The sequence below is a fragment of the Bacillus sp. FSL R9-9492 genome (assembly GCF_038007365.1).
Lineage (GTDB): Bacteria > Bacillota > Bacilli > Bacillales > Bacillaceae_G > Bacillus_A > Bacillus_A mycoides.
The window spans coordinates 12,501-27,500 of sequence record NZ_JBBOXC010000001.1; the positions used below are offsets into that span (position 1 = coordinate 12,501).

The 15,000-nt window shown below is 39.0% G+C and carries 14 protein-coding genes, 1 tRNA gene, 2 rRNA genes, 1 other RNA gene and 1 other annotated feature (2 of these 19 running past the window's edge); of the genes, 14 read left to right on the forward strand and 4 right to left on the reverse strand.

Annotated features, from left to right (window positions below):
- Together MKY70_RS00050 and rrf are read left to right on the forward strand one after the other, a co-directional pair.
- Positions 1-1,261 (forward strand): 23S ribosomal RNA (locus MKY70_RS00050); it begins 1,661 nt to the left of the window's first position.
- A 49-nt stretch (positions 1,262-1,310) separates the two neighbouring features.
- Positions 1,311-1,426 (forward strand): 5S ribosomal RNA (rrf, locus tag MKY70_RS00055).
- A 35-nt stretch (positions 1,427-1,461) separates the two neighbouring features.
- On the opposite strand, the gene MKY70_RS00060 is transcribed toward rrf, so the two are convergent.
- Positions 1,462-2,463: a YaaC family protein gene (locus MKY70_RS00060; RefSeq protein ID WP_113710512.1), complete on the reverse strand. Its 1,002-nt coding sequence runs from the start codon at positions 2,461-2,463 to the stop codon at positions 1,462-1,464.
- Between the two features lie 115 nt (positions 2,464-2,578).
- On the opposite strand from MKY70_RS00060, the gene guaB reads away from it, so the two are divergent.
- The 7 genes from guaB (at position 2,579) to MKY70_RS00095 (ending at position 9,532) form a co-directional block, all read left to right on the forward strand.
- The gene (guaB, locus tag MKY70_RS00065; RefSeq protein WP_088031264.1) at positions 2,579-4,042 is read left to right on the forward strand and encodes an IMP dehydrogenase; all 1,464 of its coding nucleotides are present in this window, start codon (positions 2,579-2,581) and stop codon (positions 4,040-4,042) included.
- 113 nt (positions 4,043-4,155) lie between these two features.
- Entirely contained in the window at positions 4,156-5,466 is a 1,311-nt protein-coding gene (locus MKY70_RS00070) for a D-alanyl-D-alanine carboxypeptidase family protein (RefSeq protein WP_140152300.1), read from the forward strand.
- Positions 5,467-5,625: 159 nt separating this feature from the next.
- A complete protein-coding gene (gene pdxS, locus MKY70_RS00075) occupies positions 5,626-6,513 on the forward strand; it encodes a pyridoxal 5'-phosphate synthase lyase subunit PdxS (RefSeq protein ID WP_341022517.1) in 888 nt (295 codons plus the stop codon).
- 18 nt (positions 6,514-6,531) lie between these two features.
- On the forward strand, positions 6,532-7,122 hold the full coding sequence (gene pdxT / locus MKY70_RS00080) for a pyridoxal 5'-phosphate synthase glutaminase subunit PdxT (protein WP_002009616.1): 591 nt from the start codon (positions 6,532-6,534) through the stop codon (positions 7,120-7,122).
- A 54-nt stretch (positions 7,123-7,176) separates the two neighbouring features.
- Positions 7,177-7,397, forward strand: a binding site (T-box leader).
- Positions 7,398-7,448: 51 nt separating this feature from the next.
- Positions 7,449-8,723 (forward strand): serine--tRNA ligase, encoded by a 1,275-nt coding sequence (serS, locus tag MKY70_RS00085; RefSeq protein WP_088031262.1) that lies wholly within the window; start codon positions 7,449-7,451, stop codon positions 8,721-8,723.
- 154 nt (positions 8,724-8,877) lie between these two features.
- Positions 8,878-8,970 (forward strand) — tRNA-Ser (locus MKY70_RS00090).
- Positions 8,971-9,136: 166 nt separating this feature from the next.
- On the forward strand, positions 9,137-9,532 hold the full coding sequence (locus MKY70_RS00095) for a DUF3797 domain-containing protein (protein ID WP_002029297.1): 396 nt from the start codon (positions 9,137-9,139) through the stop codon (positions 9,530-9,532).
- Between the two features lie 35 nt (positions 9,533-9,567).
- Here the strand turns inward: MKY70_RS00095 and MKY70_RS00100 are convergent, their stop codons facing one another.
- The 3 genes from MKY70_RS00100 to MKY70_RS00110 all read right to left on the reverse strand — a co-directional run bounded on the left by MKY70_RS00100 (position 9,568) and on the right by MKY70_RS00110 (position 11,537).
- Positions 9,568-10,236, reverse strand: a complete 669-nt coding sequence (locus MKY70_RS00100) for a deoxynucleoside kinase (protein WP_002009620.1) — start codon at positions 10,234-10,236, stop codon at positions 9,568-9,570.
- A 2-nt stretch (positions 10,237-10,238) separates the two neighbouring features.
- Positions 10,239-10,874, reverse strand: a complete 636-nt coding sequence (locus MKY70_RS00105; RefSeq protein WP_002009621.1) for a deoxynucleoside kinase — start codon at positions 10,872-10,874, stop codon at positions 10,239-10,241.
- Positions 10,875-10,997: 123 nt separating this feature from the next.
- Positions 10,998-11,537, reverse strand: coding sequence for an isochorismatase family cysteine hydrolase (locus tag MKY70_RS00110; RefSeq protein WP_002009622.1), 540 nt, complete (start codon positions 11,535-11,537; stop codon positions 10,998-11,000).
- Between the two features lie 106 nt (positions 11,538-11,643).
- Here MKY70_RS00110 and tadA point away from each other — a divergent pair, with 106 nt between their 5' ends.
- The 5 genes from tadA to recR all read left to right on the forward strand — a co-directional run.
- Positions 11,644-12,138 carry a tRNA adenosine(34) deaminase TadA gene (gene tadA, locus MKY70_RS00115; RefSeq protein WP_002029304.1) on the forward strand — a complete coding sequence of 165 codons (495 nt, stop codon included), beginning with the start codon at positions 11,644-11,646 and terminating at the stop codon, positions 12,136-12,138.
- 78 nt (positions 12,139-12,216) lie between these two features.
- Positions 12,217-12,481: signal recognition particle sRNA large type (gene ffs, locus MKY70_RS00120), an RNA gene on the forward strand.
- Positions 12,482-12,613: 132 nt separating this feature from the next.
- Positions 12,614-14,302: a DNA polymerase III subunit gamma/tau gene (dnaX, locus tag MKY70_RS00125; RefSeq protein ID WP_341022524.1), complete on the forward strand. Its 1,689-nt coding sequence runs from the start codon at positions 12,614-12,616 to the stop codon at positions 14,300-14,302.
- 25 nt (positions 14,303-14,327) lie between these two features.
- On the forward strand, positions 14,328-14,654 hold the full coding sequence (locus tag MKY70_RS00130; protein WP_170935248.1) for a YbaB/EbfC family nucleoid-associated protein: 327 nt from the start codon (positions 14,328-14,330) through the stop codon (positions 14,652-14,654).
- Between the two features lie 14 nt (positions 14,655-14,668).
- Positions 14,669-15,000: the 5' portion of a recombination protein RecR gene (gene recR / locus MKY70_RS00135; protein WP_002009629.1), read on the forward strand. It continues 265 nt past the right edge of the window; 332 of the gene's 597 nt are visible here — the first part of the coding sequence; the start codon lies at positions 14,669-14,671; its stop codon lies beyond the right edge, outside the window.

A 15,000-nucleotide genomic window follows, 5' to 3' on the forward strand; every position in this document is an offset into this window, starting at 1 on the left:
CGACACAGGTAGGCGAGGAGAGAATCCTAAGGTGTGCGAGAGAACTCTGGTTAAGGAACTCGGCAAAATGACCCCGTAACTTCGGGAGAAGGGGTGCTTTCTTAACGGAAAGCCGCAGTGAATAGGCCCAAGCGACTGTTTAGCAAAAACACAGGTCTCTGCGAAGCCGTAAGGCGAAGTATAGGGGCTGACACCTGCCCGGTGCTGGAAGGTTAAGGAGAGGGGTTAGCGTAAGCGAAGCTCTGAACTGAAGCCCCAGTAAACGGCGGCCGTAACTATAACGGTCCTAAGGTAGCGAAATTCCTTGTCGGGTAAGTTCCGACCCGCACGAAAGGTGTAACGATTTGGGCACTGTCTCAACCAGAGACTCGGTGAAATTATAGTACCTGTGAAGATGCAGGTTACCCGCGACAGGACGGAAAGACCCCGTGGAGCTTTACTGTAGCCTGATATTGAATTTTGGTACAGTTTGTACAGGATAGGCGGGAGCCATTGAAACCGGAGCGCTAGCTTCGGTGGAGGCGCTGGTGGGATACCGCCCTGACTGTATTGAAATTCTAACCTACGGGTCTTATCGACCCGGGAGACAGTGTCAGGTGGGCAGTTTGACTGGGGCGGTCGCCTCCTAAAGTGTAACGGAGGCGCCCAAAGGTTCCCTCAGAATGGTTGGAAATCATTCGTAGAGTGCAAAGGCATAAGGGAGCTTGACTGCGAGACCTACAAGTCGAGCAGGGACGAAAGTCGGGCTTAGTGATCCGGTGGTTCCGCATGGAAGGGCCATCGCTCAACGGATAAAAGCTACCCCGGGGATAACAGGCTTATCTCCCCCAAGAGTCCACATCGACGGGGAGGTTTGGCACCTCGATGTCGGCTCATCGCATCCTGGGGCTGTAGTCGGTCCCAAGGGTTGGGCTGTTCGCCCATTAAAGCGGTACGCGAGCTGGGTTCAGAACGTCGTGAGACAGTTCGGTCCCTATCCGTCGTGGGCGCAGGAAATTTGAGAGGAGCTGTCCTTAGTACGAGAGGACCGGGATGGACGCACCGCTGGTGTACCAGTTGTTCTGCCAAGGGCATAGCTGGGTAGCTATGTGCGGAAGGGATAAGTGCTGAAAGCATCTAAGCATGAAGCCCCCCTCAAGATGAGATTTCCCATAGCGTAAGCTAGTAAGATCCCTGAAAGATGATCAGGTTGATAGGTTCGAGGTGGAAGCATGGTGACATGTGGAGCTGACGAATACTAATAGATCGAGGACTTAACCATATAATATGAAGCAAATGTTATCTAGTTTTGAAGGAATATACCTTCATAGTTTGGTGATGATGGCAGAGAGGTCACACCCGTTCCCATACCGAACACGGAAGTTAAGCTCTCTAGCGCCGATGGTAGTTGGGACCTTGTCCCTGTGAGAGTAGGACGTCGCCAAGCAAGATAAAAACACGAGTCATTTGACTCGTGTTTTTTTATTTCCCATGAAATAGGTTGGATTCCGTTAGTAAAAATGCTGAAATATAGTAAGGGATTTTTTGAGCAGAAATATTGAGAAATTGATAAATAAACGGATAATCTTCAGATCCATAGCTTCCAAGTAAGTCATACCACCAATCTGTTTCATACCTAGAAATCATACTTAAATTATAGAGCAATAAATAATGAACAAGAAGCTCAGGCAACACTGGCTTAGAGTTTCTAGGGTCAGTCGTAAGTGGTAAATAATAAGTGTCAGTAAGATACTCGTAGTATAAAGGTGTGCTATACATGGGATTCCATGATTGAATAGGTGCTGAAAAAAACACATTTAATTCATTGTTTTTCTCAGGTGCGTGTTGTATTGATAAATGCTTACAAGCTGTTTCGATGTAACGAGAAAATCTCTCTTTGGTCATATGTAGTCGATCTAGTATGTTGACTGAAAAAGAGAGTTCATTTTTATTTGTTGAATCAATTTTATATAATGTTGTTCCTTTTTGACTATAGCGAAATAAATGTTGTAATTCAGGGATTTTTCCCATTAGCTCTAACATATTAAACTTTTCTGTTTCTAAGTGTTTCATGTGAAACAGTTGTTCTGCCGCGTGAGTAAATAGTCCATTTTTCTGTATTTTCACTTCATCTTCTAAAAATTGATATCCTTGTTTTTTTCGTTTACGGGTTGTCACTCCGTGTGCTAAAACGGTTGTTGATTCTGGATAGTTTGGATTAATAGTTAATAAACAGGCTTTAAAAAGTTGCCCCATCCCATAAAATAACAGCATTGGCTGAATGGAAAATGGCGCTGTTTTATATAATTCATAATAATTTTTACCGTGTTCTAAGTAATAAATAAATGGATAACAATTTTCAAAACTTTTTTTTTCGGCATCCTGAATCGAGGATTTTTCATAACAACGGGCAAGATAATGTTGTACGTTTTGAGATGAAAAGAAGAAACTTAACTGCTGCCAAGCACAAGGTGTATGATGCATATATTACGCTCCTTTTATTGTCTAAAAATTCTAACATATTTATACTTTCTTGACAGTATTTTAACCAATTGATAAGCTACTAATAATAATTTCTGGTATCATGGGGGGAACAATTATGTGGGAATCTAAATTTGTTAAAGAAGGTTTGACTTTTGATGATGTATTACTTGTACCAGCAAAATCAGATATATTACCAAGAGAAGTAAGTGTTAAAACAGTTTTATCTGAAAGCTTACAGTTAAACATCCCGTTAATTAGTGCAGGAATGGATACAGTAACAGAAGCCGATATGGCTATTGCAATGGCTCGTCAAGGCGGTTTAGGAATCATTCATAAGAATATGTCTATTGAGCATCAGGCAGAGCAAGTTGACAAAGTAAAGCGCTCTGAAAGCGGCGTTATTTCAGATCCATTCTTTTTAACTCCAGAACATCAAGTATATGATGCGGAACATCTTATGGGAAAATACCGCATCTCAGGTGTACCAGTTGTAAATAATTTAGATGAGCGAAAATTAGTTGGTATTATTACAAACCGTGATATGCGCTTCATCCAAGACTACTCAATCAAAATTTCTGACGTAATGACAAAAGAACAGTTAATTACAGCCCCAGTTGGTACTACACTAGGAGAAGCTGAAAAGATCCTACAAAAGTATAAAATTGAAAAGCTTCCTCTTGTTGATAATAGCGGTGTATTACAAGGGCTTATTACAATAAAAGATATTGAAAAAGTAATTGAATTTCCAAACTCTGCAAAGGATAAGCAAGGACGCTTATTGGTTGGAGCAGCAGTTGGTGTAACGGCTGATGCAATGCTTCGTATCGACGCATTAGTAAAAGCGAGTGTAGATGCAATTGTACTTGATACAGCTCATGGGCATTCTCAAGGTGTTATTGAAAAAGTAAAAGAAGTTCGCGCAAAATATCCAGAACTAAATATTATTGCTGGAAATGTTGCTACAGCTGAAGCAACAAAAGCATTAATTGAAGCTGGTGCAAATGTAGTTAAAGTTGGTATTGGACCAGGATCTATTTGTACAACGCGTGTTGTAGCTGGAGTTGGTGTACCACAATTAACAGCAGTTTATGATTGTGCAACTGAAGCCCGTAAATACGGCATTCCAGTTATTGCAGATGGCGGTGTTAAATACTCTGGTGATATGGTTAAAGCTTTAGCAGCAGGAGCACACGTTGTTATGCTAGGTAGTATGTTCGCTGGTGTAGCTGAAAGCCCTGGAGAAACTGAAATTTACCAGGGTCGTCAATTTAAAGTATATCGTGGTATGGGTTCTGTTGGAGCAATGGAAAAAGGAAGTAAAGATCGCTACTTCCAAGAAGGAAACAAAAAACTTGTTCCAGAAGGTATTGAAGGACGAGTACCATATAAAGGACCTTTAGCAGATACAGTTCATCAATTAGTTGGTGGATTACGTGCAGGTATGGGATACTGCGGAGCACAGGATTTAGAATTCTTACGTGAGAATGCGCAGTTCATTCGTATGTCGGGTGCCGGTTTACGTGAAAGCCACCCTCATCACGTACAGATTACAAAAGAGGCTCCAAACTACTCATTATAATGTCTTATATGTAAATAGACGGAGATTTGATATCTCTGTCTATTTTTTTTTGATTATGTTAGAATAACGGTTATGTGAGTACATAGATATTGGGGGTAGCAAAAGTGAAAGGTATGTTTTGCAAAAGATTCATTGCGTTGGTAACAGTGCTTACAATAGCTTGTGGCATGCTTGTACCATATAGCAATGCATCAGCAGAAACAGGAGCCGCTTTAAACATTGAAGCAGGTGCGGCAATTTTAGTAGAAGCGAATTCTGGAAAGATTTTATATCAAAAAAATGCAGATGAGTTATTATCAATTGCTAGTATGACAAAAATGATGAGTGAATACCTAGTGAACGAGGCTGTTGCGAAAGGGAAACTAAAATGGGATCAAAAAGTTAAGGTTTCCGAATATGCGTATAACATTTCGCAAGATCGTTCATTATCGAATGTGCCTCTACGAAACGGTGAGTCTTATACAGTAAAAGAGCTATACGAAGCAATGGCGATTTATTCTGCTAATGGTGCAACAATAGCGTTAGCTGAAGCAGTTGCTGGAAAAGAAGTAGACTTTGTAAAAATGATGAATGATAAATCGAAAGAGTTTGGATTAAGAAATTATAAGTTTGTAAATTCTACGGGTTTAACGAACAAAGATTTAAAAGGACACCATCCTGAAGGGACAACTCCAGATGAAGAAAATAAAATGTCTGCGAGAGATGTAGCAATTTTAGCACAACGTCTTATTCAAGATTTCCCTAAAACATTAGACATAGCAAAAATTTCAAAAAAAGTATTCCGTGAAGGTACTACGGATCGGATCGAAATGCCTAACTGGAACTGGATGTTAAAAGGGTTAATTAAGGAATATGAAGGCGTAGATGGCCTGAAAACAGGATCAACTCCAGAAGCAGGAGATTGTTTTACTGGTACGATTGAAAGAAATGGTATGCGTTTCATTTCTGTAGTTATTAAAACAAAATCTCATACAGCAAGATTTGATGAGACAAAGAAATTATATGATTATGGCTTTGCTAACTTTGAAATGAAGAAAATGTATGAAAAAGGTTCTTCGGTTAAAGGAAAAGAGACAGTAAGAGTTGAAAATGCGAAAGATAAAGATGTAGCAGTTCAAACGAAGCAAGCTGTTTCACTTCCGGTGCCAAAGGGAAGTAAAGACGTTTATAAAACAGAATTTAAAGAAGGCAATAAGGGACAAGAAGCACCTCTGAAAAAGGGAGTTGCACTTGGCCAAATGGTTGTAACGTCTAAAGATAGTAATGATCCTGGATTTTTATCAGGAAAATCATTACAAGTAGACCTTGTAACAAAATCTGAAGTAGAAGAGGCAGGCTGGTTTACACGTTCTATGCGCGGAATTGGTTCTTTCTTTAGTGGTATGTGGAATGGTGCTGTTGATACAGTAAAAGGTTGGTTTTAAAAGCTCCTCATTGTAGGAGCTTTTTCTTATTCCTATTTTTCATACCGACTTTATGAAAAAGTAGTGGACAAGCATCAGATAGTTAGTGGTAGAATGTAAGAGTATTCTTAATTTTCTTCTTTAACGGGGAAAGCAATTCACCTAGGGGGGTTTTTGTACATGACAAATGTAACAGGGACAGAACGTGTAAAACGTGGAATGGCAGAAATGCAAAAAGGCGGCGTTATTATGGACGTAGTTAACGCTGAGCAAGCAAGGATTGCAGAAGAGGCAGGCGCAGTTGCTGTTATGGCATTAGAGCGTGTACCTGCAGATATTCGTGCAGCAGGTGGCGTTTCTCGTATGGCAGATCCAACAATTGTTGAAGAAGTTATGGGTGCTGTATCAATTCCGGTTATGGCAAAATGTCGTATCGGTCACCTTGTAGAAGCACGTGTATTAGAATCATTAGGGGTAGACTATATCGATGAGAGTGAAGTATTGACTCCTGCTGATGAAGTATACCATTTAAATAAACGTGATTACACAGTTCCGTTTGTATGTGGTTGCCGCGATATCGGAGAAGCTGCACGTCGTATTACAGAAGGTGCAGCTATGCTTCGTACAAAAGGTGAACCTGGAACAGGAAACATTGTAGAGGCAGTGCGTCATATGCGCCAAGTCAATGCAGAAATCCGTCAAGTTGCAAGTCTACGTGAAGATGAGTTAATGACATATGCAAAAAATACTGGTGCTCCTTATGAAGTACTACTTGAAATTAAACGCCTTGGTCGCCTGCCAGTTGTAAACTTTGCAGCAGGTGGTGTAGCAACGCCAGCAGATGCAGCGTTAATGATGCAACTTGGTGCTGATGGTGTATTTGTTGGATCTGGTATCTTCAAATCAGAGAACCCAGAGAAATTTGCACGTGCAATCGTTGAAGCAACGACTCATTATGAAGATTACGAACTAATTGCAAGCCTTTCTAAAGGATTAGGTAATGCAATGAAAGGTATCGAAATTTCAACGTTATTACCAGAACAACGCATGCAAGAGCGTGGATGGTAATTAAAGGAGATCTTTAAAATGGTGAAAATCGGTGTACTAGGTCTTCAAGGTGCAGTTCGTGAGCATGTAAAATCAGTTGAGGCAAGTGGTGCAGAAGCTGTTGTTGTAAAGCGTATAGAGCAACTTGAAGAGATTGATGGTCTTATTTTACCAGGCGGTGAAAGTACAACAATGCGCCGTCTTATTGATAAGTATGCTTTCATGGAGCCTCTTCGTACATTTGCGAAGTCTGGTAAACCAATGTTTGGTACATGTGCAGGAATGATTCTTCTTGCGAAAACACTTATTGGCTATGAAGAAGCACATATTGGTGCTATGGATATTACGGTTGAGCGCAATGCGTTCGGACGCCAAAAAGATAGTTTTGAAGCTGCACTTTCAATTAAAGGTGTGGGAGAAGACTTTGTTGGTGTATTTATCCGTGCTCCGTATGTTGTAAATGTAGCTGATGATGTTGAAGTACTTTCTATGCATGGCGAGCGAATGGTAGCGGTAAGGCAAGGGCCGTTTTTAGCTGCTTCTTTCCATCCGGAATTAACGGATGATCATCGTGTAACAGCATACTTTGTAGAAATGGTAAAAGAAGCGAAAATGAAAAAAGTTGTATAAGTAACTTGCAACTTGTATAAGATTATAGTAAATTGATGATAACAATTTTATAAAATAAGCGTGTTGATAGGAAGTAGTAACAAATGTTGTTTCTTATAGAGAGTCGATGGTTGGTGGAAATCGATAGAAACAGTTTGTGAATCCATCCTGGAATGGAATGTGGAATATCTTTTGATTAGTAAACATTCCCGGTGAAGAGCCGTTATTTCTACTTGAGAGGAAAGCGGTAATGCTTTCAACTAGGGTGGCAACGCGGGTTAACTCCCGTCCCTTTGTATAGGGACGGGAGTTTTTTGTGTTTTATAAAATAAAAGGAGGAGTATATAATGCTTGATATTAAATTTTTACGTACGAATTTTGAAGAAGTAAAAGCAAAATTACAGCATAGAGGCGAAGATTTAACGGATTTTGGTCGCTTTGAAGAACTTGATACGAGAAGAAGAGAGCTACTTGTTCAAACAGAAGAACTAAAAAGTAAACGTAACGAAGTATCTCAACAAATTTCAGTATTAAAGCGTGAAAAGAAAGATGCGGAAGCTCTAATTATAGAAATGCGTGAAGTTGGGGAAAAAGTAAAAGATCTTGATAATGAGCTTCGTACAGTTGAAGAAGATTTAGAAAGATTAATGCTATCTATCCCAAATATCCCTCATGAATCTGCCCCAATAGGCGAAACAGAGGATGATAACGTAGTAGCACGTACTTGGGGAGAAGTGAAAGAATTTACTTATGAGCCAAAACCACATTGGGACCTTGCTACTGATTTAGGGATTTTAGATTTTGAACGTGCTGGGAAAGTAACAGGAAGCCGATTTGTATTTTACAAAGGTGCTGGTGCAAGATTAGAACGTGCTTTGATTAGCTTTATGCTTGACCTTCATACTGATGAGCATGGATATGAGGAAGTATTGCCTCCTTATATGGTAAACCGTGCAAGTATGACAGGAACAGGACAACTTCCGAAGTTTGAAGAAGATGCATTCCGTATTGAAAGTGAAGATTATTTCCTAATCCCAACAGCTGAAGTACCTGTAACGAATATGCATCGTGATGAGATTGTGAGTAAAGAGCAATTGCCGATACGATATGCTGCGTTTAGCTCATGCTTCCGTTCTGAAGCAGGTTCAGCTGGTCGTGATACACGTGGTTTAATTCGCCAACACCAATTTAATAAAGTTGAACTTGTGAAGTTCGTGAAACCAGAAGATTCTTACGAAGAGTTAGAAAAATTAACAAATGATGCAGAGCGCGTGTTACAATTATTAGAGTTGCCATATCGCGTTATGAGCATGTGTACAGGAGATTTAGGATTTACAGCAGCGAAGAAATACGATATTGAAGTATGGATTCCAAGCTATGGTACATATCGTGAAATTTCTTCTTGTAGTAATTTTGAGGCATTCCAAGCGAGACGCGCGAATATCCGTTTCCGTCGTGAGCCAAATGGCAAACCGGAACATGTTCATACACTAAATGGATCTGGTCTTGCAATTGGACGTACAGTGGCAGCTATTTTAGAGAACTACCAACAAGAAGATGGTACAATTATAATTCCAGAAGTTCTTCGCCCTTATATGGGAGGAAAAACAGTTATTAAATAAGTTAAAACATTCATCGGTATGAGTGATTGGTAATTATGGACGTTGTCAGCAGTGTCATAAAGGAGAGGGGAAGTAAAATTTTCCTTTCCTCATAATTTATTATAGTAGGGTTGACTAACTGTTTTTCTTTTGATATTATATTTGATGTCAATATGGAGGTATACCCAAGTCTGGCTGAAGGGATCGGTCTTGAAAACCGACAGGCGGCGAGAGTCGCGCGGGGGTTCGAATCCCTCTACCTCCTCCAGATATAATTGACAACAGCGCATATAAGTGGAGATTGGAGAACTCGTTACCAACACGTAACGAGTTTTTATTTTAAAACCAATCATAAAGTATGATGTAAGGATATAGTGTCCTTATTACACACTCATATTCCGATGATTATCTTCATAGATATGAAAGGAGTTAACATGGATCTTATTATACAAACGTTTCCTTTAGATGGAAAAACTTTATATTATGTACAATGTCCTGTCTGTAAGAACAATAGAATTTTAAACAGTGGTGCAAATGTGTCGCGCATTATAAGTGATGATACATTCCGTAAACTTTGTGGTTGCACTTGTGATGTAAAACAGGTTGCAAAAAAAGTAGAGGTACCAAAAGAAGCTGAAAAACCAGCTGTGCAAAAAGAAGTAACTCCAAAACGTACAGGGAAATTACTAACAGCAGTAATTAATGGGAAAGAATTGACTGTTAAAGAGATTGCTGAAACATATGATATTAGTACGAGTACTGTTCGTCAGCGTATTAATGCTGGAAAGCCAGAGAGTGAAATTATTGCTCCGACAAAAAAGAAAAAGTAATTTCATAGGAAAACCCGTGCATATGCACGGGTTTTTTATTTTACAAGTTTACGTGTTTGTTTTAAAAAATGTCCAATTTTTTTAATGATTGGTTCGATTGAATCGCCATCTTTTAAAATATCGTATTCATTAATGTTTAATCGTAAAACAGGGCATGAATTAAAGTTATTAATCCAGTTATCGTAACGTCCATGCATCTCTTTCCAATATTCAATTGGTGTTTGCTGCTCCATGGGACGTCCTCGTTCTTGAATACGATCGACAATATCATCAAAAGAACCTTCTAGGTAAATTAATAAGTCTGGATGAGGGAAGTAAGGAGTCATGACCATAGCATCAAATAAACCTTTGTATGTTTCATAATCAGTTTCAGTCATTGTACCCTTTTCGTAATGCATTTTTGCGAAAATACCAGTGTCCTCATAGATAGAACGGTCTTGAACAAAACCGCCACCATATTCGAAAATTCTTTTTTGTTCTTTAAATCGTTCTGCTAAAAAGTACACTTGTAAGTGAAAGCTCCAGCGTGTGAAATCAGCATAGAACTTGTCCAAATATGGGTTGGAATCTACTTTTTCAAAAGATGTACGATAACCTAAAGCGTTAGCCAATGCAGTTGTCATAGTTGATTTACCGACACCTACTGTTCCAGCAATAGTGATAACTGCATCATTTGGTATATCATATTTTTGCCTTAAATTCATTGTTATTTCGACTCCTTCAAGAGAGTATTTTGAAGAGCTGATAAGATGACATTTAAATCATCAGGATTTCTTACAAAATCCATATCGTCTCCATTAAATTTCAATACTGGAATATCTGGATGGTCCTTTTTGAAAGCATCCATTGCTGTTTCGTAATCTTTTGTAAGCTGTAGCAAGTAATTTGGATCCATATTTTTTTCGAATTCTCTTCCGCGCATGGCAATTCGTTTTTGTAATGTTTCTAGGCTCGCTGTTAAATAAACGATGACATTTGGCACAGGCATATCTTGCGTAAGAATGCGATAAATTTGCATGTACTTGTCATATTGAGAATCTTTTAATGTACGGGATGCAAAAATTAAATTTTTAAATATATGATAATCTGCTACTACAGGCTTTCTTTGATTCAAATACTTTATGTTAATATCCTCTAGTTGTTTGTATCTATTACAAAGAAAGAACATCTCTGTTTGAAAACTCCATTCGTCGATGTCTTCGTAGAATTTTCCTAAAAAGGGATTTTCATCAACAATCTCTTTTAGTAAGTGGAGTTGCATGTGAGTTGAAAGTTCCTTCGCAAGTGAAGTTTTTCCAACACCAATTGGTCCTTCAACCGTGATAAATGGTACTCCGGTCACGCTGTTTCCTCCTTTCAATCAGTGATTTACCGTGACTACTAAAAACACAAAACAGAATTATTGTAGCACAAGAGGGGAGCGAGCGGACTAATTTGATATAAAAAGTTAGAAAATAGATATGTATTAATTAAATTTTATTTGGGATGACGGTACAATATTTGCCTTTAATGTGGCTTCCATTATTTTTAAAGCATGTTCATTATCTTGCTCGTTATTAGAAGCGATGCAATCCCGTGGTACATAAAGTGTATAATTTCTCATATGGGCATCATTAGCTGTAAAAAGGATGCATATGTTCCCGGCAATTCCTGTTAAAATGAGATTTTCGATTTTTAAATAACCTAATAAAGAATTCAAAGGTGTTTCATAAAAAGCAGAGTAATGTGGTTTAATAAAAATGTAATCGTCAGTATGCGGAGCAATGGCCTCGATAATATTTTTACTATACTCATTTGTACAATGGGTGATAAGTTGATCAATATCAGATCTCCAAAGTTGATAGTGATCATTGATATAAATTATTGGATAGCCCAATGACTTCATGGTGTCCTTTAATTGTAAAATGGGATTCTTTATAATTTCACATTTCTGTGCCAGGATGGGTCCGTGGGAGAATTGAAAATCATTAATCATATCGATAATGAGTAAGGCAGTATTTTTCATATGTAATTCCCTCTCTTTCTTCTTTAGGTTGGATTGAATTTGTAAAAGTTATCCCACCTGCAAGAAATGAAAAAGTGTATTTTATTTTTGGTGAAAGGACTATATTATGGAGCGAGATATATATTTTATGCAGTTAGCAATAGAGGAAGCGAAGAAGGCGGAGGCGATACAAGAGGTACCAATTGGTGCTGTAATTGTGCTAGATGGTGAAGTGATTAGTGTCGCACATAACTTAAGAGAAACTGAACAGAGATCAATAGCTCACGCCGAACTCTTAGCTATTGATGAAGCTTGCAAAAAATTAGGGACATGGCGTTTAGAAGATGCAACGTTATATGTAACATTAGAACCTTGCCCAATGTGTGCAGGGGGAATTGTTTTATCGCGTATAAAACGGGTTGTATATGGTGCGAGCGATCCGAAAGGTGGATGTGCAGGTACGTTGATGAATCTTTTAACTGATGAGCGTTTTAATCATCAGTGTGAAGTAGTGCCTGGTGTACTTGAAGAAGAATGTGGCACGTTGTTAACGATTTTTTTTAGGGAGCTTCGTAAGAAAAGAAAAGAAGTGAAAAAACTAGAGAAAAGTAATGGTAACTAACGTATTTGCATTTTGTAAAAAAACAAGTTATACTGATAATGCCTTATCCAAGGCAACCGAATATTGGTTTTAACTTTGCCGTGCTAAGCGGGGAGGTAGCGGTGCCCTATACTCGCAATCCGCTCTAGCGAGGCTGAATCCCTTCTCGAGGTTATGTTGCTGTAAGGTCTGCCTTAAGTAAGTGGTGTTGACGTTTGGGTCCTGCGCAACGGGACCCCGTGAACCTTGTCAGGTCCGGAAGGAAGCAGCAATAAGCGGGTTTTCTCGTGTGCCGCAGGAGTGCCTGAACCGAGCTAACTGCTTGAGTAACGCTTATGGTACGTAATCGACAGAAGGTGCACGGCAGTTATATATGTATACAAAACTCACCTTTATATAAAGGTGAGTTTTTTGTATGGAAAATAACTTTTGGAATCTATAAACAGAATGGGTTATAATAAATAAGATAATAACCTTTGAGGGAGGCCGTATTTTCGTGTCATACCAAGCGTTATACCGAACATGGAGACCGCAAAAATTCGAAGATGTAGTCGGTCAAAAGCACGTGACAAAAACGTTGCAAAATGCCCTTCTTCAAGAGAAAGCTTCACATGCTTATTTGTTTTCGGGTCCGAGGGGAACAGGGAAAACGACAATTGCAAAAGTATTTGCAAAGGCAATTAACTGTGAACACGCCCCGGTAGCTGAACCTTGTAATGAATGTCCTTCTTGTTTAGGAATTACACAAGGGTCTATTTCAGATGTATTAGAAATTGATGCGGCTTCAAATAACGGTGTAGATGAAATTCGAGATATAAGAGATAAAGTAAAATATGCTCCAAGTGCTGTAGGATATAAAGTATACATTATTGATGAAGTTCACATGCTTTCTATGGGTGCCTTTAATGCGCTTTTGAAAACTTTAGAAGAGCCGCCAGGACATGTTATTTTTATTCTGGCGACAACAGAACCGCATAAAATTCCAGCTACAATTATTTCGCGTTGTCAGCGTTTTGAGTTTCGAAAGATATCAGTAAATGATATCGTTGAGAGATTATCGACGGTCGTGACAAATGAAGGTACGCAAGTAGAAGATGAAGCGTTACAAATCGTAGCGCGTGCCGCCGAAGGTGGTATGCGTGATGCGCTCAGTCTTATTGATCAAGCTATTTCTTATAGTGATGAAGCGGTGACGAGTGAAGATGTTTTAGCTGTAACAGGATCTGTATCTCAGCGATATTTGGGTGACCTGGTAGAATGTATACGTGAAAATGATGTATCAAGAGCGTTACGTATTATAGATGAGATGATGAGTAAAGGGAAAGATCCAGTTCGCTTTATGGAGGATTTCATTTACTACTATCGTGATATGCTTTTATATCAAACTTCACCACAATTAGAACATATGTTGGAACGGGTAATTGTAGATGATCAATTCCGTACGTTAAGTGAAGAAATGCAACCGGAAGTAATCTATGAAATTATTCATACCCTTAGTAAGGGACAACAGGAGATGAAGTGGACAAACCATCCAAGAATATTCTTGGAAGTTGTTATGGTGCAACTGTGTCAGCAGTTTATGATGCAAGCAAACGGCGCAGATCGTTTACAAGCGATTATGAACAGGATGCAGCAGTTGGAGAAAGAGTTAGAGCAAGTTAAAAAGAATGGCGTGCCAGCTGGTGTGCAGCAGGAAGTAAGAGAGACGCGGGCAACACCAAAACCGGTACGAACAGGAAGTATGAAAATTCCTGTTGGACGTGTGAATGAAGTGTTAAAGCAAGCGAAGCGTCAAGATTTAGAACAGTTAAAAGCTGTATGGGGCGAATTATTAGGAAGGCTCAAGTCACATAACAAAGTAGCATTTGCTGTTTTATTAGAAAATAGTGAACCAGTTGCGGCTTCGGATGATACCTATGTGTTAGCATTTCAATATGAGATTCATTGCAAAATGGCTAGTGAAAATCGAGAAGCGATGGATACATTGGAACAAACCCTTTTTGAATTGTTAAGTAAAAGGTTAAATATGATTGCTATCCCAAAAAGTGAATGGGGTAAAATTCGTGAAGACTTTTTACAACGCGAAGGCGGGGATTCTGAAGAAAGCCCAGAACAAAAAGAAGATCCTCTTATAGAAGAGGCTGTAAAATTAGTAGGGCAAGAACTTATTGAAATAAAAGAGTAATAATAATGAGGAGGAATTAATTATGATGCGTGGCGGAATGGGAAATATGAATAATATGATGAAACAAATGCAAAAGATGCAAAAGGACATGGCGAAGGCGCAAGAAGAGCTTGGCGAAAAAACAGTTGAAGGTACAGCTGGCGGCGGAATGGTTACTGTTATTGCAAATGGTCATAAGCAAGTTCTTGAAGTGAAAATTAAAGAAGAAGTTGTAGATCCAGAAGATATCGAAATGTTACAAGACTTAGTATTAGCTGCAACGAATGATGCACTTAAAAAGGTTGATGAACTTTCAAACTCTACAATGGGCAAATTTACAAAAGGCATGAACTTACCAGGTGGAATGTTCTAGGAGGATATTGATATATGCATTATCCAGAACCGATATCAAAATTAATCGATAGTTTTATGAAGTTGCCAGGAATTGGACCGAAAACAGCGGTTCGATTGGCATTCTTCGTGTTAGATATGAAAGAGGATGATGTACTAGGTTTTGCGAAAGCACTTGTGAATGCAAAGCGAGATTTAGCGTATTGTTCTGTGTGCGGACATATCACTGACCGCGATCCTTGTTATATTTGTGACGATTCGCATAGGGATCAATCGGTTGTTTGTGTAGTACAAGAGCCGAAAGATGTAATTGCGATGGAAAAAATGAAAGAATATCAAGGTGTATATCATGTTTTGCGTGGTGCCAT